Source organism: Arthrobacter sp. NA-172 (assembly GCF_043952055.1).
Taxonomy (GTDB): Bacteria; Actinomycetota; Actinomycetes; order Actinomycetales; family Micrococcaceae; genus Arthrobacter.
Genome location: NZ_JBINOT010000001.1, coordinates 2,047,638 through 2,069,737 on the forward strand (window position 1 = coordinate 2,047,638; position 22,100 = coordinate 2,069,737).

16 protein-coding genes, 1 tRNA gene and 3 pseudogenes are annotated in these 22,100 nt (G+C 64.3%); 14 read left to right on the forward strand and 6 right to left on the reverse strand.

Features of this window, described 5'->3' with window-relative positions; all coding sequences use genetic code 11:
- Window positions 1-47: 47 nt before the first annotated feature.
- Window positions 48-596, reverse strand: coding sequence for a TetR/AcrR family transcriptional regulator (locus tag ACF0H6_RS10150; RefSeq protein WP_395249491.1), 549 nt, complete (start codon window positions 594-596; stop codon window positions 48-50).
- Between the two features lie 114 nt (window positions 597-710).
- Between ACF0H6_RS10150 and ACF0H6_RS10155 the strand changes: the two genes are divergently transcribed.
- The 7 genes and pseudogenes from ACF0H6_RS10155 to ACF0H6_RS10185 all read left to right on the forward strand — a co-directional run bounded on the left by ACF0H6_RS10155 (window position 711) and on the right by ACF0H6_RS10185 (window position 9,109).
- Complete coding sequence (locus ACF0H6_RS10155) at window positions 711-2,147, forward strand: MFS transporter (protein ID WP_395249492.1); 1,437 nt, start codon at window positions 711-713, stop codon at window positions 2,145-2,147.
- Window positions 2,148-2,266: 119 nt separating this feature from the next.
- Window positions 2,267-3,670: an MFS transporter gene (locus ACF0H6_RS10160; RefSeq protein ID WP_395249493.1), complete on the forward strand. Its 1,404-nt coding sequence runs from the start codon at window positions 2,267-2,269 to the stop codon at window positions 3,668-3,670.
- 218 nt (window positions 3,671-3,888) lie between these two features.
- A pseudogene (locus tag ACF0H6_RS10165) lies at window positions 3,889-4,924 on the forward strand (ROK family protein).
- A 66-nt stretch (window positions 4,925-4,990) separates the two neighbouring features.
- Window positions 4,991-6,517, forward strand: coding sequence for a glycoside hydrolase family 3 protein (locus ACF0H6_RS10170; RefSeq protein ID WP_395249494.1), 1,527 nt, complete (start codon window positions 4,991-4,993; stop codon window positions 6,515-6,517).
- A 35-nt stretch (window positions 6,518-6,552) separates the two neighbouring features.
- Window positions 6,553-7,338, forward strand: a complete 786-nt coding sequence (locus ACF0H6_RS10175; RefSeq protein ID WP_395249495.1) for a glucosamine-6-phosphate deaminase — start codon at window positions 6,553-6,555, stop codon at window positions 7,336-7,338.
- A gap of 78 nt (window positions 7,339-7,416) precedes the next feature.
- Window positions 7,417-7,899 (forward strand): cation:proton antiporter regulatory subunit, encoded by a 483-nt coding sequence (locus tag ACF0H6_RS10180; RefSeq protein ID WP_395249496.1) that lies wholly within the window; start codon window positions 7,417-7,419, stop codon window positions 7,897-7,899.
- Window positions 7,865-9,109, forward strand: coding sequence for a cation:proton antiporter (locus ACF0H6_RS10185; RefSeq protein ID WP_395249497.1), 1,245 nt, complete (start codon window positions 7,865-7,867; stop codon window positions 9,107-9,109). The genes ACF0H6_RS10180 and ACF0H6_RS10185 overlap by 35 nt, the downstream gene beginning before the upstream one ends.
- A gap of 59 nt (window positions 9,110-9,168) precedes the next feature.
- Here the strand turns inward: ACF0H6_RS10185 and ACF0H6_RS10190 are convergent.
- A pseudogene (locus ACF0H6_RS10190) lies at window positions 9,169-10,337 on the reverse strand (DDE-type integrase/transposase/recombinase); the annotation flags it as partial.
- A 242-nt stretch (window positions 10,338-10,579) separates the two neighbouring features.
- The gene (gene dcd / locus ACF0H6_RS10195) at window positions 10,580-11,155 is read right to left on the reverse strand and encodes a dCTP deaminase (protein WP_395249498.1); all 576 of its coding nucleotides are present in this window, start codon (window positions 11,153-11,155) and stop codon (window positions 10,580-10,582) included.
- A 132-nt stretch (window positions 11,156-11,287) separates the two neighbouring features.
- On the opposite strand from dcd, the gene ACF0H6_RS10200 reads away from it, so the two are divergent.
- Entirely contained in the window at window positions 11,288-13,090 is a 1,803-nt protein-coding gene (locus ACF0H6_RS10200) for a CAP domain-containing protein (RefSeq protein ID WP_395249499.1), read from the forward strand.
- Window positions 13,091-13,150: 60 nt separating this feature from the next.
- Here ACF0H6_RS10200 and ACF0H6_RS10205 read toward each other — a convergent pair whose 3' ends face one another.
- The gene (locus ACF0H6_RS10205) at window positions 13,151-13,597 is read right to left on the reverse strand and encodes a hypothetical protein (RefSeq protein ID WP_395249500.1); all 447 of its coding nucleotides are present in this window, start codon (window positions 13,595-13,597) and stop codon (window positions 13,151-13,153) included.
- 258 nt (window positions 13,598-13,855) lie between these two features.
- Between ACF0H6_RS10205 and ACF0H6_RS10210 the strand changes: the two genes are divergently transcribed.
- The 3 genes from ACF0H6_RS10210 (at window position 13,856) to ACF0H6_RS10220 (ending at window position 15,339) form a co-directional block, all read left to right on the forward strand.
- Window positions 13,856-13,929: transfer RNA gene (locus tag ACF0H6_RS10210), tRNA-Gly, on the forward strand.
- 124 nt (window positions 13,930-14,053) lie between these two features.
- Window positions 14,054-14,188 carry a hypothetical protein gene (locus ACF0H6_RS10215; protein ID WP_395249501.1) on the forward strand — a complete coding sequence of 45 codons (135 nt, stop codon included), beginning with the start codon at window positions 14,054-14,056 and terminating at the stop codon, window positions 14,186-14,188.
- Window positions 14,185-15,339 carry a N(5)-(carboxyethyl)ornithine synthase gene (locus ACF0H6_RS10220; RefSeq protein WP_395249502.1) on the forward strand — a complete coding sequence of 385 codons (1,155 nt, stop codon included), beginning with the start codon at window positions 14,185-14,187 and terminating at the stop codon, window positions 15,337-15,339. The genes ACF0H6_RS10215 and ACF0H6_RS10220 overlap by 4 nt, the downstream gene beginning before the upstream one ends.
- Window positions 15,340-15,395: 56 nt before the next feature.
- Here the strand turns inward: ACF0H6_RS10220 and ACF0H6_RS10225 are convergent, their stop codons facing one another.
- Window positions 15,396-16,796: an MFS transporter gene (locus tag ACF0H6_RS10225; RefSeq protein ID WP_395249503.1), complete on the reverse strand. Its 1,401-nt coding sequence runs from the start codon at window positions 16,794-16,796 to the stop codon at window positions 15,396-15,398.
- Window positions 16,797-16,945: 149 nt separating this feature from the next.
- Here ACF0H6_RS10225 and ACF0H6_RS10230 point away from each other — a divergent pair, with 149 nt between their 5' ends.
- The 3 genes from ACF0H6_RS10230 to ACF0H6_RS10240 all read left to right on the forward strand — a co-directional run bounded on the left by ACF0H6_RS10230 (window position 16,946) and on the right by ACF0H6_RS10240 (window position 19,362).
- Window positions 16,946-17,800, forward strand: a complete 855-nt coding sequence (locus tag ACF0H6_RS10230; protein ID WP_395249504.1) for a LysR substrate-binding domain-containing protein — start codon at window positions 16,946-16,948, stop codon at window positions 17,798-17,800.
- Between the two features lie 66 nt (window positions 17,801-17,866).
- Window positions 17,867-18,295 carry an aspartate 1-decarboxylase gene (gene panD, locus ACF0H6_RS10235; RefSeq protein ID WP_395249505.1) on the forward strand — a complete coding sequence of 143 codons (429 nt, stop codon included), beginning with the start codon at window positions 17,867-17,869 and terminating at the stop codon, window positions 18,293-18,295.
- Between the two features lie 140 nt (window positions 18,296-18,435).
- Window positions 18,436-19,362, forward strand: a complete 927-nt coding sequence (locus tag ACF0H6_RS10240; RefSeq protein WP_395249506.1) for an AEC family transporter — start codon at window positions 18,436-18,438, stop codon at window positions 19,360-19,362.
- Window positions 19,363-19,364: 2 nt separating this feature from the next.
- Here the strand turns inward: ACF0H6_RS10240 and ACF0H6_RS10245 are convergent.
- Window positions 19,365-22,006, reverse strand: a pseudogene (locus tag ACF0H6_RS10245) (trehalase-like domain-containing protein).
- Window positions 22,007-22,100 lie beyond the last annotated feature (94 nt).

Below are 22,100 nucleotides of genomic sequence, written 5' to 3' on the forward strand. Positions count from 1 at the left end.
GTCCCGGCGACGGCCCAAACAGGACTGCATCATCCGGGGTAAATGGGTTACGGAGCGATGAGTCCGTCAACCACAACCGCGAGCATCGATGCTGCCGTGTCGGCGGGAAGCTCGCTGTTGTCCACCACTGCGGCCACGCCGCCAACGAGCCTGCTGATTTGCATTGCCTCGACCCCCGGGCGCAAGGCCGAGTCCAACGATTCAATGACCCGCTGATTGGCACTGACGTAGGTCTGGCACTTCGCTGCAAACGGAGATCCAGGGTCACCTAGCGCGGCGGTGATCCGGGCGGCCGCACCCTTGTGTTCTGTCAGCATCGCCGCGTAATCGGTCAACCAAGCCAATAGCTGCTCACGTGCAGGGGCGTCGAGGGCAAGCGCACGGTCCACTGCCGCGTTGACCTTGTCCGCCCACGCTTCGAGAACCGCGTCGTACAGCGACTCCTTGGTCGGGAAGTGCCGGTAAAGCGTACCGGCACCCACCTCGGCCGCTTTGGCGACTTCGTCCATGGACACCGCGTCGAAGCCTTTGGCGCGGAAAAGAGCGCGGGCAATCTCCACGATCCGATCGCGGTTGCGTTGAGCATCAGCGCGCACAGAAACACCTTTCAATACTCTGTTGCAAAACGGAGAGTGTCTCCGTATAGTTCTAAACGGAGCATCTCTCCTCTTAGTGTACGTCAGCCCATCGGCTAGAACAGGACACCTCCCATGACATCCACAACCGCCACGCGTGCACCCGCCGGAACCACCCGGCGAAGCGGTGATCCACGCGGCCGCACCAGCAGCATCGGCCTCTGGCTGGTCATGCTCGCCCAACTTATGCTCGTCCTCGACGCGACCGTAGTGAACGTCGCGCTCCCCCACATCGCCACCGACCTCCAATTCACCCGGGCCGAACTCAGCTGGGTCCTGAACGGCTACGCCGTCGCGTTCGGCGGCCTCCTGCTGCTCGGTGGACGGATCGGAGACGTCTTCGGCCGCCGTCGGACGTTCCTCGTGGGCGTCGCAGTCTTCACGTTCTTCTCACTGCTCGGCGGCCTGGCCACCTCACCCCTTCTCCTTGTCGTCGCCCGCGCACTCCAAGGGCTCGGCGCCGCATTCGCCGCACCGAGCGTTCTCGCCCTGATCACCACCAGCGCAAGGGACGACGGCGCGCGGAACCGGGCACTCGCCCTGTTCTCCGCCATTGCCTCGATGGGCGGTGCCCTCGGGCTCATCCTCGGCGGCCTCCTCACCGACACAGCCAACTGGCGGTGGACCGTCTTCATCAACGTGCCGATCGGCGTCGTCGTCCTCATTGCCGTGCCGCGACTCGTCGCTGAAACTCCCCGGCGACCGGGGCGCTTCGACGTCCTGGGAGCGGTAGCTGCAACGGGCGGCGCGGTCGCCATCGTCTGGGCCCTCATCCAAGCGGGCGACGGCGGCTGGTCCAGCCCCCGCACCATAGGCGGCCTTTTGCTTGGCGCAGCGCTGATCGCCGTGCTCGCCATCACCGAGCGACGGGTGGCCCACCCCTTGCTGCGCCCGCAGCTGCTCCGCAGCCCAAGCCGGGTAGCGGCACTTGCAGCGATGGCGGCCACCTATGGCGGGATGCTGGCGATGTTCTTCCTCATGGTCCAGTACCTCGAAGACGATCTTCACCTCACGCCCATGGTGACCGGACTGGCGTTCCTGCCGATGCCCCTGAGCATCTTCGCAATGTCCCGGATTGTGCCGCGACTGGTCGAACGGGTAGGTGCGGTCCGTCTCGTCATCATTGGCGCAGCGCTTCGCGTCATCGCCTTCCTTCCACTCACGCAGCTGAATCCGAACACGCCTTTCGCGATCGTCGTCGCTGCCCTGCTGTTGACGGGAATCTCGGCCGGCTTGACGTTCATGCCGCTCACGACGCTCGCTCTTCGCAACGTAGAACCCGAGCACGCAGGCTCCGCGTCGGGGCTTTTCCAGACAATGCAGCAGCTTGGCGGCGCCGTCGGGCTGGCCATCGTGGCTTCGATCTACGCGGCCTTCGCTATCCCGGGCGATTTCCTGACCGGCGGCCGGGCGGGGTTCTGGTCGGCCACGATCCTCTCGGCCGTTGCCCTGGCCGCCGTTGTGGGGCTGGTTATCAGACCTCGGAGAGCGGTGTCAGGCTCCCCGCTCTGAGTGCCCTCAATCCTGCCTAGCGGAATCGGCGTCCAGTTGGTGTGCTGGACGCCGAACCGCTGTCAGATCTACCCGTAGGAAGCACCTCGCCGTCGCTTGAGACGGTTACCATTCAGATCATGAACATGGCAGCTGCGCCTGAAGCCCCGCACCCGGCATCCGAACTCGCTTCCGGGCCGGCCCTGTCCAACAAGGGTCAGATCCTTGCGTGGGCATCCTGGGACTGGGGTTCCGCAGCCTTTAACGCTGTCATGACCACTTTCGTCTTCACGGTCTACCTGACGTCCAAGGCCTTCGGAGGAGGAGATTCCGCGTCGGCGGCGTTGGGATCCGCGTTGGCGATTGCCGGCTTCGCGATTGCCCTCCTGGCCCCCGTCACCGGCCAGCGCTCCGATTCCGGTGGCCGCCGCAAGCTGTGGCTCGGCGTCAACACCGCCCTGGTCGCCGTCCTGACCGCCTCGTGCTTCTTCGTTTTCCCCCATCCCGAGTTCCTGCTTCTCGGCGTTTCGCTGATTGCGCTCGGCAACGTGTTTTTCGAGTTCGCGAGCGTCAACTACAACGCCATGCTTGCCCAGATATCCACCCCCGCCAACATCGGCAAGGTGAGCGGATTTGGTTGGGGAATGGGGTATCTGGGTGGAATTGTGGCGCTGCTCGCTGTGCTGCAACTGTTCGTCCAGCCGTCGTTTGACTGGTTCGGGGCTTCTACCCAGGACAGCCTGAACATCAGACTCGTGGCTGTTTTCTCCGCGCTGTGGTTCTTCATCTTCGCGCTACCGGTCCTCTTTGCCGTGCCGGAACTTGCCGTCAAGAAACCGGAGTCCCAGCTCGGGTTCCTGGCCTCGTACGGCTTGCTGGGGCGCCGGATCTTGGCTATTTACCGAACCAGCCCGCACACCATCTATTTTCTGCTCGCGAGCGCCATCTTCCGCGATGGATTGGCGGCGGTGTTCACCTTTGGCGGCGTCATCGCCGCCGGGACGTTTGGATTCGAACTCAAGGGAGTCATCTTCTTCGCAATTTTCGGCAATGTGGTGGCCGCCGTCGGGGCCATGATCGGCGGTTTCCTGGACGACCGGATCGGGCCCAAGGCTGTCATCGTCATTTCCTTGATGGGACTCCTGGTAGCCGGCACAATGATCCTGGTGCTCGGCGACGGCGACTATGTGTTCTTCGGGGCCCCTTGGGCAGGCAGCACCACTTTCTGGGTGTTCGGCCTGTTCCTTTGCCTCTTCGTTGGACCGGCCCAGGCTTCTTCCCGGGCCTACCTCGCAAGGCTGGCGCCGGACGGCGAATCGGGCGAATTGTTTGGGCTCTACGCCACCACCGGCCGGGCAGTGAGCTTCCTGGCCCCGGCTCTCTTCACACTGTGCATAGCGATTGCCACTCCCTTGGTGGCCCCGGGCGGAGCCCAACGCTGGGGCATTCTCGGCATCATGGTGGTGCTCCTTGCCGGCCTGCTGGTCATCCTGCCGGTCAAATCACCCAACAAGGCGGAAATCGCCACCGTCCCGACGCGCTGAGGGGCGGGGCCGGCGGCCGTGCCTAGATTCCATCCAATCTGCAGAAATCCTTGTATTTTGATTGTTAGTAGAGTTTACTAACTCCCATGGAAGCCCTCCGTGACCGCCAGCGCACCGATCGAACAGGCACCGATCGGACAGGCCCGGCGACCCTGCCGTCCGACGGGCGCGCCCACAACCTCTCCTTGGTGCGGCAGACGCTTCACTCGGCAGGTGCCATGAGCCGCGCGGATCTCTCCCGGACGCTGGGACTGACCCGCGTCACGGTTTCGGACCTCGTCTCGGATCTGCTGGAGCGCGGCCACGTGGTGGAACTCGGCCAATCGGATGAAGTCCGCCCGGGCAAGCCCGCCATCCTGGTGGACATCAATCGCCAGGGCCTCCAGATGATCGGAATGGACCTTGCCGAAAATTCCGTGCTGCGTGCTGCTGTCCTCGACCTGGACGGCAACATCCTCGAACGCGTGGAACGGGCCATCACTTCCGAAATGGGCCAGGATGTGGTCAACCATGTCCTGGGCCTGGCCTCTGAGGCCGCTGGACGCGCCACCGCTACGCTGCTGGGCATCGGCGTCGGAACCCCCGGCATCGTCAACGCAGACGGCGTAGTCACCACGGCACCCAACTTCGAATGGAAGGACGTTGCGCTGCGCGATCTCCTCCAGGAAGCGCACTGGCCTGCCGACCCTCGTCTCCAACGACGCCGATGCCGCAGTCCACGCGGATTACACCTTCGGCGGCGGCAGTGACGACATGGTTCTGGTGAAGATCGGCCGCGGTGTCGGTTCCGGGCTCATCGTGGGCGGCCGGCGCGCACGGGGTGCCCACTCAGCGGCAGGAGAAATCGGACACGTCACTGTCGGCACGGACGGCGGGACCATGTGCAAGTGCGGGAAAACCGGCTGCCTCGAAACCTGGATGTCGGTTCCCAGCCTCGAACGCGCCCTTGCCGAAGCTACGGCGAGTGCCGAGCCGAAAGCCGCGGCCGGCGTCGTACTCCGCGAGGCAGGCGAGCGGCTCGCCATCGCCCTCGCACCGGTGGTCGGCGTGCTCGACCTGTCGGAAGTTGTCCTCAGCGGACCCCGGGAGCTCTTGGAGGGCCCCCTTCTCGATGCCGTCCAGCAGACCCTGCTCGAGCGGCTGCTGCACCAGGACCCCTCGCCGGTGTCCGTCCGTCTCGCGGCAGATGCGCAGGACATTGTCCTGCGGGGAGCCGCCGTGATGGTCCTGCGGAATCAGCTCGGTGTGGCTTGAGTGCCGCACTTGCGCCGTTTTCCAGCCCTGACTACCCACTAAGCACCCTTGAAGAAGGAGCCGGACATGGACACGATTCAGTCCCCCGCCACCCAGTCCTTTGAAACCAAATCCGCCCGCACGGACGAGCTCCGCCGCTTGGCGGCAGGAACCCTCATGCCGGGATTCACCGGCATTGCCGTCCCGGTCTGGATCCTTGAAGCGTACGACGCCGGACTGGCGGCTGTGTGCCTCTACGGCACCAATGTGGCGTCCCCCGTTCAGTTGCGTGAGCTCTGCGCCGGCCTACGGGCGCATTCCCCGAACACGCTCATCGCCGTCGATGAAGAGGGCGGCGACGTCACCCGGCTGCACTACCTCACGGGATCGACGCAACCCGGGAACGCGGTCCTCGGGCGTTTGGACGACGTCGATCTGACGGCGGCCAGCGCTACCGCCATCGGCCACGAACTCGCGGGACTGGGCATCAACCTGAACCTGGCTCCGGATGCCGACGTCAATTCCGCGCCGGACAATCCCGTGATCGGCGTCCGCAGCTTCGGGGCCGAACCGGACCTGGTGGCCCGGCACACTGCCGCGTGGATCCGCGGGCTCGAAGACGCCGGCGTGGGGTCCTGTGCCAAGCATTTCCCCGGCCATGGCGATACCACCACCGATTCGCATCTGGCACTCCCCCGGGTCACAGCGGACGCTGCAACGCTGGATGCCCGCGAGCTGGTCCCGTTCCGCGCACTCGTGGCGGCTGGTGGTGCCACTGTCATGACCAGCCACATTCTCGTTGAAGCCCTGGACCCGGACCATCCCGCCACCTTCTCTTCGCGCATCCTGCAGGACCTGCTCCGCCGCGAGATGGGATTCAACGGCGTGATCATCACCGATGCCTTGGACATGGCGGGGGCATCCGCCCAGACCGGGGTAGCGGAAGCCGCCGTCCGCGCACTGATTGCCGGGGCGGACCTGCTGTGCCTGGGCTCCGAAACCGGCCCGGCCCTCTTCGATCAGACCCTCAACGCGATCGCCGCTGCCGTGGAAGAGGGGCGGCTGCCGATGGAGCGCTTGGCGGACGCAGCCGAACGCACGGCAGCGCTGTCCTCGCGTTTCCCCGCTGCCGGCGCCGCGGAAATCCAGGAGGCCGCCATCAGGGGCCAGTTAGGCCTTGACGGCCGGGCGCAGCCTTCCGGCGTCCCCGCCGACCCGAAGGCGCTTGACGGCGAGCGCATTGCCGAGGCCTTCGAGGTGTCCGAAGCAGCGGAAAGATGGCTCGCCCGGGAAGACCCTGTTGCCATCGTTCAGGTGGAAACCGGGGCAAATTTCGCCGTCGGCCGGGTGCCGTGGGGTCCCGCTGCCGCGACTCAAGCAGTGGTCAGCGAAGGCGAGGTGCCCGACGGCGCGCGGGTCGCCGTCGTCGGGCGCGGCCTGGATGCCGAGCACCCGCTGTGGACCGTTTTCGCCCGGTTGAGGGCGGAAGGTCACGCGGTGATCGCTGTCGAGTGCGGTTGGCCGCGCGGCGGAGCGGACATCGTCACCTATGGCGCGTCTCTGGCGGTCTCCCAGGCACTGACGACGCTATTGAACGGCAACGTCAACGGCTGACCGCCGCCCGCATTATCCCTCCACAGAAAGTCGCCATGGAAGTCATTGTCGCGCCCACCCCGGAATCCGCTGCTTCGGCAGCGGCCCACGCCGTCCTCTCGGGGCTTCCTACAGGGCGGGATCCCGTGCTCGGCCTAGCCACTGGGTCCTCACCGCTGGGCTTATATGCGGAGCTCGCAGCCGCCGTAGCCTCGGGAGTCGCCGACTTCTCGGCCGCCACGGGCTTCGCGCTGGACGAGTACGTTAGCCTCCCGGCGGGCCATCCACAGTCCTACCGCCAAGTGCTGGTCCGAGAGGTCTGCGCGGTCATCGGCCTGCCGCTGGAGGGGCTGAATGTTCCTGATGGTACGGGCGTCACCCAGGCCGAGCTTGAAGCGGGAGCCGGTGCTTACGATGCGGCGATCCGCGCGGCGGGGGGCATCGACGTGCAAATCCTCGGCATCGGCGCCAACGGCCACGTGGGCTTCAACGAGCCGGGGTCCTCGCTGTCCTCCCGGACCCGGCTGAAGAGGCTGACCGCCCGGACGCGGCGGGACAATGCACACTTCTTTTCCCATGCCTCCGACGTCCCCACCCATTGCATCACCCAGGGATTGGGTACCGTGCTGGATGCCCGCCGGCTGGTGCTCATCGCCACCGGTGCCGCAAAAGCCGCCGCGATCGCTGCCGCCGTCGAGGGCCCGCTCACCGCGTCGTGCCCCGGCTCCATCCTCCAGTGGCATGCCGACGCCGTGGTGGTTCTCGATGAGGCCGCTGCCGCCGGATTGGCGAACCGGGAATACTACGACGACGCCGCGCGCGGACTCGCGCTTACGCCTTAAGGAGAGGGCGGACCGACTCGCCCCGGGGCTGCGAGTGGCATCATTCCGCCGCCCCTTCAAGAGGGCTAGGGTGGACTTATGAACGTGGAGGAGACAGAACTTCCGGGCCTGGGAGTCCGCAAGGATTTCGTCACGGCCTCGGGACGCCGGATCGGTGTTGTCGAGATGCGGGAAGGCGAGACCGAGCTTTTCGTCTCCACCTGGGACGATCCCGATACCTGCCAAGCATCCATCCCGTTGACCGCAGACGAAGCCGCCGCCCTGGGCAACCTCCTGGGTGGGCAACACATCGCCATGCGCCTCGCCGAAGCCCACAAGGAAGTCCCCGGCATCGCCACGCGGCAGTTCTCCATCACGGCGGACTCCCCTTTCAACAACCAGCCCATGGGCAAAGCCCAGATCCGCACCCGCAGTGGTGTCTCGATCGTGGCAATCATGCGCGAAGGCGAAGTGGTTCCCTCACCGGCGCCCGACGTCGTGCTTCACACGGGTGATCTGCTGGTGGCTGTCGGTACGCAGGAAGGTCTTGACTCTGCGGCTGCCATTCTGCGCAACGGCTGACGTTCATGGACCCCTGGCCCTGACCCTTATCGAGTTGGGCGCAGTCGTTTTCTGTCTCGGCCTTTTGGCGCGCTTGGCCGGCAGGATCGGCATGTCCCCCATCCCGCTCTATCTGGTGGGGGGACTCGCATTCGGGGCAGGAGGTCTGATCAAGCTCGATGGGATGCACGAGTTCGCCCATCTTTCCGGCGAAATCGGTGTCATCCTGCTCCTGTTGATGCTCGGCTTGGAATATACGGCCGCGGAACTCGTCACTGGGTTGCGGCGGTCCTGGCAGGCCGGTGTGCTGGACCTGGTCCTGAACTTCCTCCCAGGCGCGGGCATCGCCGTCTGGCTCGGCTGGGGGCTTGTGGGCGCGATCGTCATGGGCGGTGTGACCTATATTTCTTCCTCCGGCATCGCCGCGAAGGTGATCACGGATCTGGGCCGGATCGGTAACCGCGAAACTCCGGTGGTGCTGGCCATCCTGGTTTTCGAGGACCTCACCATGGCCATCTACCTTCCGATCCTTACGGCGATCCTTGCCGGTGTGGGCTTCCTCGGCGGACTCCAGACGGTGGGCATCGCCCTAGCGGTGGTTACCCTAGTGCTCGTGGTGGCCCTCAAGCACGGCCACCGGGTATCGCAGGCCGTGCACAGCGAAAACTCCGAAGTCTTCCTGCTCAATCTCCTGGGAGCCGCGCTCTTGGTGGCGGGGATTGCGTCCGCCCTCCAGGCTTCAGCGGCAGTGGGTGCGTTCATGCTGGGCATCGCCATTTCGGGGGCGACGGCCCACAACGCAACACGGATACTTGAACCTTTGCGCGATCTCTTTGCCGCGATCTTCTTCGTCGCCTTCGGCCTCAACACGGACCCGTCCAGCATCCCTCCCGTGCTGGGCTGGGCGCTGCTCCTGGCCTTCGTGACCGCGGTTACCAAGGTACTCACCGGATTCTGGGCAGCCAAACGGGCCGGCATCGGTGTGCCTGGCCGTTTCCGCGCCGGAGCGGCCCTGATTGCCCGCGGCGAGTTCTCCATTGTCATTGCAGGGCTGGCCGTGACCTCGGGAGGTGCCCCACGGGAACTCGCTGCGCTCGCCACCGCTTACGTCCTGCTCATGGCGATCCTCGGACCGGTCGCCGCGCGCTTCGTGGAGCCAGCCGTCAAAGTCTTCCGCAGGTCCCCCCGCAAACCTAAGAAATCCGAGCCTGTCGCCTCCCTCGAGGCGTGAGATCTCGCCCCTTTGAGCGAATGTGATGTCTCGGCACATCGTGGACACTTCATGTCTCGGGACATCGTGGACGGTTCATGTCTCAGGACATTGTGGACAGTTGGTTGGCCATAAATCCGCGGGGTTTGTTGTTGCCGACGTAGTTCGTGCCTTTCGGAGGGCGCTGGTGGCTGATGATTTCCGTTCCGCGGGTGTCGAAAAACATGATCGTTTCATCGTCGTAGAGGACGTGAATTTCGTGGCCGATGTATTCCTTGCCGAGTTTGAAGCGGGTGCCGACGACGGTGGCCTCGCCGTGTAGATTGGCGGTTCGCCGGACGCTGCGGCGTGCGTTCGCTTTGGTGGTTTCCGGGGTGGGCGGCTGCGGGGGCATGGCCTTCGGGGTGGTGTTCCATGCCTCGATCGGCGTTGTTCCGGGCGGGAGCGACTGGTGTTCGCGCTCGGTGTTGTAGTACTGGTCGAACGTGTCGATGTGGGCCTGGAGCTCTTCCATCGTGGCAGCCGGCGGTTGCTTGTTCAGGAATCTGTGCAGCGTCCGGTGGAAGCGTTCGTTCTTGCCCTGTGTGGTGGGTTTGTATGGTTTGCCGGTGATCGGTTCCACGCCTAGGGATTTCAGGTAGTCCACCAGGGCCCCGGTCCGTCCCATCCGGGTGGGGTTGAACGCGGATCCGTTGTCCGAGAGGAACTTCCGCGGTACTCCGTGGCGTTCGATCGCTGTTTTTACGACCCGGATGGCCGCTTCGCTGGTCTCTCCGCTCGCCACGAGCGAGGCCAGCGCCAAACGGGAGTGGTCATCGACGATCTGAAAGATTGCAACCTTCGTTCCCTTGGCAAGCATCCACTCGGTCGAGTCGATCTGCCAGCACCCGTTGGGCTCCGGATAAACGAACCTGCGAAGAGCGCTGCGGGGCTTCTTCCGTGGTTCCGGGACCACGACCCCGGCCCTGGTGAAGATCCGGGCCAGAGTCGCGCGGGAGGGCGGCTCGAAGCCTTGCCGGCGCATTTTCGCGGCCACACTCAAAGGCCCGTGGTCATAACCGGCCTGCTCCAGGGAATCCCTCGTCAACAGCGCCACTTCAACCATTCCCGAGCCGATTTGCGCCGGGCTGCTTTTCGGTTTCGTGGACCCCAATTCCATGGCCCTGATCGATCCGGAAGCCTCGGCCGCGGCCCTGACTTTATAGAACCAAGACCGGGACACTTTGTGCTGCCGGCAGAACCGCGCCACTGCACCCCTCGGAGCGTCCTCGGGCCATGTCGCCACCAAAAGCCGGATCTTGATATCCGGAGTGAAATTGCTCATGACCAGAGCAAATCCCGCCATAGTGTCCACGAAGTCCTGAGACACACTGTCCACGATGTCCTGAGACAGAAGTGTCCATTAAGTCATGAGACTCCACAGCCCCTTCCGCGCGCTCAAAGAGTCGAGATCTCACGTCTCGGCAGGCGCCCAGAAGCGGACAGGGAAACCTAGACGGCCGTCCGGTGGAAGTTCAGGTGGCTGCGGCTGGCGGTGGGACCGCGCTGGCCTTGGTAGCGGTTGCCGTAGCCCCCGGAACCGTAAGGGTGTTCGGCGGCCGAGGTGAGCCGGAAGAAGCACAGTTGGCCAATCTTCATGCCCGGCCACAACTTGATGGGCAGCGTGGCAACGTTGGAGAGCTCCAGGGTCACGTGGCCCGAGAATCCGGGGTCGATGAAGCCGGCCGTGGAGTGCGTCAGCAGGCCGAGGCGTCCCAGCGATGACTTACCCTCAAGGCGAGCAGCGATGTCATCGGGCAGGCTCACAGTCTCGTACGTCGAACCGAGCACGAACTCGCCCGGGTGCAGAATGAACGGTTCGCCGCCTTCGACCTCAACCAGGCGGGTCAGCTCCGGCTGCTCCTCGGAGGGGTCGATGTGCGCGTATTTATGGTTGTCGAAGAGCCGGAAGAAGCGGTCAATCCGCACATCCACAGAGGACGGCTGAACCATCGCGGGGTCGTAGGGCTCCAGAACAATACGTCGGGAGTCGATTTCGGCACGTATGTCGCGGTCAGAGATCAGCACAGGATCCAAAGTACCGTATGCATCCCGTACCCTGTGGTGCCGAAGTGGCGCATGGGACTATAGTGCACCACATAGACTGCCGTTACCACTGTTGTATTTGGGAACGGTGGCACGACGCGAACCTGGGAAACATTGAGACGAATTGCGGTGCCCGTTGCCGTGCTGGCGGCCTGCCTCCTCACGGTGATAGCCCCTGCCTCCGGCCCGCTGCAAGTCCCGGTTTCGCTCGCCGGAACTGCCGCCGCTGGCGCGCCTGCCAGCTCAAGCACCACCGCAGGCGCTGAAAGTACGACGACGACGTCGGCCCCGCCGTCGCGATCCAGCCTTCCGCAGGCCGCGCCTGCGCCGGGGTCACCCGCAGCCGCTAACCCAGCAAGCCCGGCCACTCCCCCCATCCCAGCTGCTGCGGCCCCTCAGGCCGCTGCCCAGGACGCGAACTCCGGGTCGGCCGTCCAGGCGGCGACCCCGCCCGCTCCGGCCAGCACCGCCGTCGAACCCGGCAACGCAACGTCACCCCAGGCAGTGGGCGGCCCGCCCCCGCTGCCCTCTATCCCGCCAGCATCAGGCCCGGACCCGCTCCCTGGCGGCGCGGCGGATACCTCGACACCCGCAGCCCCCGCGAGCAAGAACCCCCCGGCGGCCGCTCCTCTGGTTTCAGCCCAAGCCCTGGTCAACGACGATAATTCCGCCCAGGTGCTAGCAGTCTTCAACGCCATCAACGCCTACCGGACCTCCCTAGGCTTGAATCCGGTCAAGTACAACCCCACGGTGTCCACGCTCTCGCAGGACTGGTCCAACAACATCGCCAGCCGCGAGGTGATTGAACACCGCAGCAGCTTCTGGACCGATCCCCGGGCCCTGAACCCGAACAACGGCGCAGGCGAGGTCATTGCGGTCCGCTGGGATCGGGATGCCGCCCAGCTGGTCGAATGGTGGAAAGGTTCGCCCGCCCACGATGCCTTGCTGCGCGATCCCCGGTTCAACGTCATTGGCGTTGGAATCACCTTCACGGACGGGAACTGGCAGACCACTCCCAACCGCTACACCATGTGGGGCGTGGTCAATCTCTTCGGCTACACCACCCTTCCGGCGGGCACCGTCAACAGCCCTGGCGCTGGCACAACCCTGCCCCAGCCTTCGGCTCCGAGCGTCTGCGACCCCATTGCCAAGCATCAACCACCAACACTGAATCTCAATTCTGCCGCGATCCGCAGCGCTGGTGACCTTCTCGCCGTCGACTCTTCGGGCGCCCTCCGGGACTACCCGGCACTAGGCAACGGGACGTTCGGGGCGGCCCGGGTGGTCGGTTCCGGTCTCGCGGGGACCAAAGAAGTCATGATCACGGACTGGGACCGCGACGGCGTTTTCGATGTCCTCGCCCAGATGCAGGACGGGAGGCTCCTCCTCTATCCCGGCGTCGTGAGCGGTGGTTTCAAAACTCCGGTGGTACTGGGGACGTCGGGCTGGCAAGCGATGACCATGGCCGTCGGGATCTGGTGCGGCAACAACCGGCTCCCCCAGATCCTCGCCACGGATTCGGGCGGCGCGCTGTATCTGTACAAGAACATGGGACTCACGGCCCTCGGTGCACCGACCCAAGTTGGCTCCGGCGTGAGCGCCATCCGCCTCACCATGGTGGATTACGACGCCGACGGCTTCCAGGACCTGCTGGCCGTGGAAGCAAACGGGAACCTCCGGCTCTACCGCGGCTCCGGGGTTCCGTCGCCCAGGGCGGAAGCCCATTTGGTAGTGGGAACCGGCTGGACGGACTATTCCGGCCTCCGCTCGCTCCGTGGAGTCACGGGACTCAACACCACCGGCATTGCGGGCTTGTTGAGCAACGGTTCCATTGAATACTGGGACTTGAGCAGCGGACGCCTCACCACGCCGAGCACTCCCCTGACCGGTTTGGGCGGCCTCAAACTGGTGCAGTAGCTGGGCCCACGCCGCCAGGGTTCCCTGGGCGAGCGGCGCAGGCGAGCGGAGCGGTGGGGACTAGGATTCGGGGGTTTGCTCCTCGATGACCGTCTTGAGCTGCTCCAGCTGGACTACTTCGACCTCCATGGTCTTCTGGATCATGCTGTTCATGAGTTTCTGCAGGCCCCTCGCATGATACTCCAGCGCGAACCGCAGGCGGGTGTTCGGGCCTTCGGTGCTGAGGTAATAGCCACCCGTGGGTCGCGCAGGACCGGCGACGACGGCGAACCGCACCTCCGCGCCGGGCCTGGCTTCGGTGATCTGGAAGTCGGCCGCAATCGGCCGCCCACCCGGGCCCGCCAGGGTCTGTTGGTAGACGGCGCCCTTTTCGCCGCTTTGTCCGGAGCGGAGGGAAATGCTGCGTATTCCGTTGCGCCACAGCGGATTGTTCAGGCCGTCCACGAGGAATTGGTATACGGTCATGGCGTCTCGACAAATAAGCACTTCATGCTCTGCAAATGCCATGGGACCTTCTTTCTGCATGCGACTCAACGGCATAGCCGGGTTCCCCATGACACAGCAGCTAACTGCTTCAGAATAGTCAGGGGTGGCGAAGCGCAACACACCCGCGTCGAGCCTTAACCGAATCTTTACGAGTTGCGTGCCGGACTTGATGTGACCGTGATGCCGGGATCCTTGGTGCCACGCCCCGGTGAGCCTGGTCTGGAACACCGGCGCATCTGCGCTAAGCTGGGATCTGCTCCGGCTACATCGCGGGGCTTTGCGGGCGTAGCTCAATGGTAGAGCGCTAGCTTCCCAAGCTCGATACGCGGGTTCGATTCCCGTCGCCCGCTCCACTTTCCTGCCGCTGGATCTGCTTGTTTTCGGTGCCGGGCGAGCTTCACGTATACAAGGCTCACAATCCCTTGGGTGTATCGTCAGGATCTAGGAGCCATTTCGGCTCTGCTCTAGGGAGCGATCATGGCCGACAAATCACCGCGCCAAGCTGCATCAAAAAAGGCCGGCAAATCCATCAAAGAAAAGCGCGCGGACAAACGGGCTGCAGAGTCCTCCGCAACAGCGGCGGTAAAGCCAACAACCGGCAACAAAAAGTGAGTGGCCATATAGGCCCCGTCACCCTCGGCATCCTTTCCTCATCGCGGAAACCGGACGAGCGACGGCTGCCCGTCCATCCCTTGCATCTGGAGCGCATTGCTCCGGAGCTCAGACAACGCATTCGGCTCGAGCACGGATACGGTGAGCGTTTCGGCTTTTCAGACAGCCAGCTGGAGCCCCTCGTAGGTGGCATGGCCAGCCGTGAACAGCTCATCTCCGATTCGGATGTGATCCTGCTGCCTAAACCACAAGCGTCAGACCTTGCTGATCTCCGTGACGGGCAGGTCCTCTGGGGTTGGCCTCATTGCGTCCAGGACAGAGCGATCACACAGCTCGCCATCGACAAGAAGCTGACCTTGATCGCGTTTGAAGCGATGAACCACTGGGCCAGCGACGGCGGCTTCGGGCTTCACGTTTTCCACAAGAACAACGAGCTTGCAGGCTACTGTTCGGTCCTGCATGCCTTGGCACTCACGGGTTCCACGGGAGATTACGGGAGGCGGCTGAGCGCCGTCGTTATTGGTTTCGGAGCCACAGCACGCGGCGCCGTGACCGCACTAAACGCCCACGGCATCCACGATGTCCAGGTGCTGACCAACCGCGGTGTTGCTGCGGTCGGCTCCCCTATCCATTCTGTGCGGATTGTGCAGTTCGACCACGACCAGAACGCCCCCTTCCTGAGCGAGGTCATCACTGAGCGTGGCCGCCTGCCGCTGGCGCCGTTCCTGGCCGCCAGCGATATCGTGGTCAATTGCACGCTGCAGGACCCGAACTCACCGCTGACTTACTTGCGGACTGAGGACCTTGACGCCTTCCAGCCGGGAAGTTTGATTGTTGATGTCTCCTGCGACGAAGGCATGGGCTTCAGTTGGGCGCGCAACACCACCTTCGCCGAACCCATGTTCACGGTTGGTGACCACATCAACTACTACGCCGTGGACCACAGCCCGTCCTACCTCTGGAACTCATCCAGCTGGGAAATCAGCGAGGCTCTGTTGCCATTCCTCGAGACCGTTATTTCCGGCCCCGAGGCGTGGGAGGCGGACGAAACGATCTCCCGCGCCATCGAGATCCGGGACGGCCACATCCGCAACCCGGACGTGCTCGAGTTTCAGAAGCGCACGGCGGACTATCCGCACCTTGCGGCGTAGACGGACCGCGGTTTCGGCGCCCGGGCAACCGGGCGCCGAGCGGGCGCGGCCCGGCGCTACGCCGACTGCGGGACGATCCGCACCATCCGGCGTCGGTCCTTGACGTCCACTTTGAGCCGCAACTCAGACTTCCGGGCGAGGACGACGGCGACTGTCACCGCTGCGAGCGCCGGCACCCCGCCTGACACCAAGAGCGCTGCGTGCGGGTTCAGGTGTTCAGCGAGCCAGCCGATCATGGGTCCACCGATGGCTTGGCCACCGATGAGCACCATGATGTAGAGGCTCATAACGCGGCCGCGGATGCTCATGTTGGCGCTGACTTGGACCAGCTGGTTCGCGGCGGTCAGGAACATGAGGCACCAAAATCCGGAGAGGACCATGGCGGCGGCGAGCCACACCATGGACGGCGCCAGCGCGGCCAAGCACAGCATCAAGCCGTACATCCCGGCGCACAGCACAACTGAGCGCAGACGCAATTGCCGGCGGCGTGCCGACGTGATTGCGCCGGCGAGAGCGCCAAGGGCAACCATGGCATTGAGCAAGCCGTAGCCCCCGGCACCCGCATGGTAGATGTGGTCAGCGAAGGCAGCCAAGAGAACAGGCAGGCTCATCGCAAATACCGCCACGAAGCCAGCCATGAGCCATGGCCAATAAATGGTGGGCTTGCTCAAGGCGTAGCGGAGGCCTTCCTGCAGCATCCCCTTGCGTTTTGGCACAGGCGTGCTGACAAAAAGTTCATCCTTGCGCAGCATGAGCAACATGGTCACCGTGGAACAGCAAGCCACCGCATTTGCCGCGAAGGCCCAACCCGCACCGACCGCCGTCAGCAATATCCCTGCAACGGCCGGTCCAATCAGGCCACCCAGCTGGAACGTGGTCGAGTTGACGCTGATGGCGTTGCGCAGGTATTTCGGTCCCACGAGTTCGTTGACGAATACCTGCCGGGCGGGCTGGTCCAAGACGGTTACGAGGCCGAGGACCAGCGCGATGACATAAACGTGCCACACCTCGATCCGGTGGCTCAGCGCCAACGTGGCAAGGATGGCAGCCAGGCCAGCCGCCACGCTCTGGCAAAGGATCAGGATGCGCCGCTTCGGGAAACGGTCGGCCATCATGCCGCCCCAAGGACCCAGGAACAGCGAAGGCATGAACTGCAACGCCACGGTTATTCCGACGGCGGTCACGGAGCCGGAAAGCTGGAGGACCAACCAGTCTTGCGCAATCCTCTGCATCCAGAGCGCGATCACCGCCACGAAATGGCCCATGGCAAAGATCCTGAAGTTGGGCACCTTGAGGGAGATGAAAGTGTGCCGCCAAGGTAGCCGTTCGCTGACGACGGCGATCGGCTGGGTGGTGGTGTCCGTGTAGTCAGCAGCGCCCGGATTTTGGCTGCTTGAGGTGAGTGCATCGATGGAAGGTTGGCTGACGTTTGCCGCGGCGGGCGGTGGGGGTGCCAAAGGTAGTCCTTGGATAGACGGTTTCGCTGGGATGCTTTAACGCTAGGGCGGGCTCCGGTAATTATGGAAGAGAATTGGCCGTATAACTAGCATTACGAAATGCAATGAATTACCGTGAACAACGGAAACCCGACCATCCAAGGAGCCCCGTGTTCGAACCCGTGCAACTGCGGTCTTTCCTGGCCGTGGCAGAGACTTTGAGTTTCACCAAGGCAGCCGAACGCCTCGGCCTGGCCCAGCCGACGGTCAGCCAGCACGTGAGAAAACTGGAGACGGCGGCAAAACGCGTGCTCGTAGCGCGTGATACCCGGGACGTTCGGCTCACGGACAACGGCGACGCCATGGCTGGCTTCGCGCGCAACATCCTCTCGGCCCACGATTCTGCGGCCAGGTATTTCTCCGGGTCCGCGATGCGCGGCCGGCTGCGATTCGGCACGGCCGACGATCTTGCCATCACCGGATTGCCGCGGATCCTGCGCGAGTTCCGGCAGCTGTATCCCCAGATCAACCTCGAACTCACGGTCAGCCAGAGCGATCAGCTCTACAAACGCCTTAATGCCGGCCAGTTGGACCTGGTCTTCGTGAAGTGGGTGGGCGAGGCCAAGGACGGCACTGTGGTCCGGAACGATTCCTTCGCTTGGGTCGGCCTTGAACAAACGACGCTGGATAAGGCGAGCCCGGTGCCGCTGATCTGCTATCCCGCGCCCAGCGTGAGCCGCAAGTTGGCAATCGATGCGTTGGAGGCAATGGGCCGGACGTGGCGGGTAACGTGCTCCACGAAGCAAATCTCGGGGGTCCTGGCAGCCGTGCGCGCGGGCATCGGCGTCGCGGTCATGCCGTCGTCGCTGATTCCGGAAGACCTCACGGTGATCACCAAACGCTTCGACCTCCCGCCCGTGGGAGACGTCGACTTCACCTTGATCCGCAATCCGCTGGCGAACGCCGAGGTGGTGGACGCACTGACGCAGGCGATCATCGGCAGAACGCTCAACAAGCAGGCTTAGCCTCCGCTAGGGCTGTGTCAGGCATCACCAGGCGATCCCGCGGCCACGCGCTAAACTTGTCACGTTATGAACCGCACAATGTTTAAGTCCAAAATCCACCGCGCCACGGTGACGCATGCCGATCTGCACTATGTAGGTTCGGTCACGGTCGACCTGGATTTGCTGGATGCGGCGGATATTCTGCCCGGCGAGCTTGTCTCGATTGTGGACGTCACCAATGGGGCGCGCCTGGAGACCTACACCATCGCCGGCGAGCGCGGCTCCGGCGTCATCGGCATCAACGGCGCGGCTGCGCACTTGGTGGACGTCGGCGACCTCGTCATCCTCATCACGTATGCGGAGATGACCACGGAAGAAGCCAGGGTCTTCCAGCCAAAGGTTGTGCACGTGGACAAGGGCAACAAGATCGTCCAGCTCGGCAGCGATCCGGCCGAATGTCACACCCCCGGGCTCATGCGACCGCCGCATGCCCTCAACAACGCAGACCTGCACTAGGTTCCAGTCCCTCGGGGCACATTCCACGCGGTCCATATGGCGGGACACCCCGCCGTCGTGCCTCATAGCGGAATAAAGCTGATTTAGGCTGGGACCGTGAACCCACGCCGTCCCGCGCCGATCCCCCTCCGGATGCCGTAGTGCTCGGCGTCCTTTCCGGGTTCTTCGTGGTCTGGGCCATCATTCTGGTGGGCATGTTCGTCGGCAAGCGCGGGATCCTGGGTGACAATGCGCGCTCCGTCTTGAGTGGCCTCACCTTTTTCGTCGCGAGTCCCGCGCTCCTGTTCGAAACCCTGAGCAAGGCCCGTCTTCACGACGTTTTCGCCGCGCCTCTCCTGGTCACGGCTGTGGGCGCCGTGACCACCGCCTCCTTGTTCTTCATCATCGTGAAATTCTGGCTCAAACGGTCCCTGCCCGAATCTCTCATGTCCTCGATGAGTGCTTCCCTGGCCAACTCCGCGAACCTCGGCATCCCCATTGCGGTTTTCGTCCTGGGGGACGCGAGCTATGTGGCGCCGTTGCTGATCTTCCAGCTCGCATTCTTCACACCGATGTACCTCATGGCACTCGATGCCAGCACCAGCAGCCACCGCACCACTCCCACGCGGTTCATCCTGATGATCGTGCGGAACCCGATGATCGTCGGCTCGGCCCTCGGCTTGGTGGTGGCCGGCACCGGCTGGCAAGTACCGTCGCTCATCATGGATCCGATCCACTTGATCGGAGGCGCAGCGATTCCGGCCATGTTGATGGCATTCGGGATGAGCTTGAACGGCTCCCGGCCCCTGCAAAAGGACACCGGCCGCCGCGTGGACACCCTGTTGGCCAGCGGCTTCAAGCTATTCGTTCACCCGGTCATGGCGTACTTGTTCGCCCGCTTCGTCCTGGGCTTGGACGGTCACGCGTTGTTCGCCGTGGTGGTCACGGCGGCGTTGCCCACGGCGCAGAATGTGTTCGTGGCTGCGAGCCGTTACAACACAGGAATCGCGGTAGCCAAGGATACGGTCTTGATCACCACGGTAGTAGCCGTCCCGGCAATGATCGCCGTGGCGTTGCTGCTCACCTAACCTCACACTTCGTCCACCGCGTCCAGGGACTGGTCCAGCAGGCGCGCGCAGCGGATGAAGCCCAGATGCGAGTAAGCCTGCGGGTGATTGCCCAGGTGAGTCTCGGTACCGGGGTCAAACTCCTCCGGAAGCAGTCCGGTCGGCCCGAAGAGTGCCACGAGCTGGTTGAACAGTTCCAGCGCATCGTCCAGCCGGCCCACGGCAAGGTACGCCTCGATGAGCCAGGTGGTGCAGATGTGGAACCCGCCTTCCAGACCCGGCAGGCCGTCGTCGTACCTGTAACGGAACACGGTGGGACCCACCCGAAGTTCACGCTCGACGGCGGTGACGGTGTCCAGGAAGCGCTGGTCGCGGACATCCAGCAGGCCGGAGAGTCCAATGTGCAGCACGGCCGCGTCGAGGTCCGGGCTGTCGTAGGCAACGGTGTAGGAGCTGGCGGCATCATCCCAGCCTTCCTGGAGGACCTCCGAGCGGATGATGTTCGCCGTTTCCTCCCACTCGGCCCCGATAGAGCGATCGAACCGGACCGCCGTCCGCATTGCCCGGTCCAGGGTCACCCAGCACATCACCTTGGTGTAGACGTGGTGCCGTGGGGCGCGCCGGGCTTCCCAGATGCCGTGATCGGGTTCGTGCCAACGCGCCAGGACGGCCGAGGCCATCTGCTCCATGAGCTTCCAGTGCTCGTCCGGCAAGGTGCCCCGCCGGGTGCCGAGTCCGTGAATGAGTTCGGCGATCGGCCCGAAGACGTCCAGCTGCACTTGGTGGTCTGCGGCGTTTCCGATCCGCACGGGCCGGGAGCCGGCGTAACCGGGCAGGCTTTCAATGATGGCCTCCGTGGACAGCGGGGAACCGGTCACGGAGTACAGGGGGTGCAGCCATTCCGGACCGGGCGCGCTCTCCAGCGATGCGGCCAAGCCAGCGGAGGAAACCGTCTGCTTCCTCCAGCGAGCCGAGATCCACCAGCGCGTTCACGGTCATGGAACCGTCGCGGAGCCAGCAATAGCGGTAGTCCCAGTTCCGGGTTCCGCCGATCCCTTCCGGCAGCGAGGTGGTGGGTGCCGCGAGGACCGCCCCGGTGGGTTCGTGTACCAATGCCTTCAGGACCAGTGCCGAGCGCCGAACCAGCGACGGTTTCATGTCCGGCAGCTCCAGCCCGCGGACCCACTGCCGGGATTGGTGCGCGACGGCGGCCCGCCGGTTGAGCTCTCCGGCGGGGTCCGGCGTCGTCGGCTCAGTGTCACCGCACCTGAGGTTCATGGCGACGGGACCGTACGCGAGGCTGACTTCGGCGGTGGCGGTGCCGTGCTTGCCGTCGCTCGTGACCGTGAAGGAGACCCCGGGTGCGAAGAGAATGATGGGATCCGAGGTGCCAACGACGTGCAATTCTTCGCCGCGGATTTCCATGTTGAACGGGGCGTTGGCGTAGTCGGGCCGCGGCGCGAAGACAATTCGGGCACTGCCCGTTCCGGACAGGACACGGACCAGGCTGGTGATGCCGTCCGGGGCCGGCTCAAGATAGTCGGTGACGGTGACGTCTGCCCAGCGGGTCTCCACGATCATGGTGTTGTCCACATAGCGTTGGCCCAGCACCTTGGAGGTCTTGACCGGTTCCACGCTGAAATGACCGGCCGGATCGCCGCCGAGGATGTGGGCAAACAAGGAGCCGGAATCCGGGAGGGGATGGCTCATCCAGCAGATCTTGGCTTCCGGGGTGAGCAGCGCCGTCGAGGTCCCGTTGCCGATCATCGAGTGCCGCTCCAGCCCCACCGCGTCCTCGCCGAACAGCCATGCCCGGCGCAATTCGAACAGGATGGCGAGTACCTTGGCAAAGGATTCCGGGTCCGGCAGGCGGTGGCGCGCCATCGTTTCGCCGTCTCCCACGTGCAGCCCAAGGTCCGGTCCGCGCAACGTGGCAATGGCGAGTTCATCGCTGTCCGCGTCCCCGGCAAAGAGGGCTGCGCTGGCCCCCAACTGTGTCCGTAGATGCTCCAGCGCGGCGTCTTTGGAGGGTTCCACAATGGACATGTCCAGTACTGAGCCGTCCACAATGAAGAACAGGCCCAGTTCTCGGGCGATGTTGTGGGCCTCGCGGGTAACCTTTGCGACGACGGCAGGGGTGGCCGGCCGGGTGTGGATGGACACGGCCACCGGCTTGCGCTCAATGCTGATGCCCTTCTCGAAGCCGATGGATTCGTTGAGGGCTGTGGCTGCCTGCTGAAGGACCGCTTCCGTGGCCATCGAGATGCTGTAGGCGTACGTCATGTCGAATTCAGCGCCGTGCGAACCCACCAAATGGACCTCCGCCGGGAGCCTTGACACCGCAGCCAGTGCCACGCAGCGAGCGGCCCGAAATGACGGCTGTGTGCGTGTTCGGCAACGCCGCCAGTGCACGGAGCGCGACGGCGGCGCTCCCCAGCGGGAGTGTTTCCGTGGACACGCCTTCGGCTGTGCAGAGCGTTCCACCATAGTTGCAGGCAACCAGGAGCCCTGGCGTGCGGGCCAGCATCCTGAGCTCCGCGAGCAACTCCGGGGTGATTCCGTCGTGGGCCGCCTCGGATTGGACGAACGTCCGGAGCAGGCCGAGCGGAAGCGATTTTGTCAGCAGCGCGGAATCGGCCACGGACTGGTTGAGCGGAGTAGCCATGGGGGACGATCCTTCCGGGTGGATTCGTCCAGTGTCCGCCCACGGAGTTTCGGGCCCGTGACCCGCGTATTGCCGGGGTGTAACGAGTTTGCAC

What these genes read in the sequence shown, in the direction of transcription:
- ACF0H6_RS10155 (WP_395249492.1), top strand. Translation starts at nt 711, where the DNA reads ATGACATCCACAACCGCCACGCGTGCACCCGCCGGAACCACCCGGCGA.
- ACF0H6_RS10160 (WP_395249493.1), top strand. Translation starts at nt 2,267, where the DNA reads ATGAACATGGCAGCTGCGCCTGAAGCCCCGCACCCGGCATCCGAACTC.
- ACF0H6_RS10170 (WP_395249494.1), top strand. Translation starts at nt 4,991, where the DNA reads ATGGACACGATTCAGTCCCCCGCCACCCAGTCCTTTGAAACCAAATCC.
- ACF0H6_RS10175 (WP_395249495.1), top strand. Translation starts at nt 6,553, where the DNA reads ATGGAAGTCATTGTCGCGCCCACCCCGGAATCCGCTGCTTCGGCAGCG.
- ACF0H6_RS10180 (WP_395249496.1), top strand. Translation starts at nt 7,417, where the DNA reads ATGAACGTGGAGGAGACAGAACTTCCGGGCCTGGGAGTCCGCAAGGAT.
- ACF0H6_RS10205 (WP_395249500.1), bottom strand. Translation starts at nt 13,597, where the DNA reads ATGGCATTTGCAGAGCATGAAGTGCTTATTTGTCGAGACGCCATGACC.
- ACF0H6_RS10215 (WP_395249501.1), top strand. Translation starts at nt 14,054, where the DNA reads ATGGCCGACAAATCACCGCGCCAAGCTGCATCAAAAAAGGCCGGCAAA.
- panD (WP_395249505.1), top strand. Translation starts at nt 17,867, where the DNA reads ATGAACCGCACAATGTTTAAGTCCAAAATCCACCGCGCCACGGTGACG.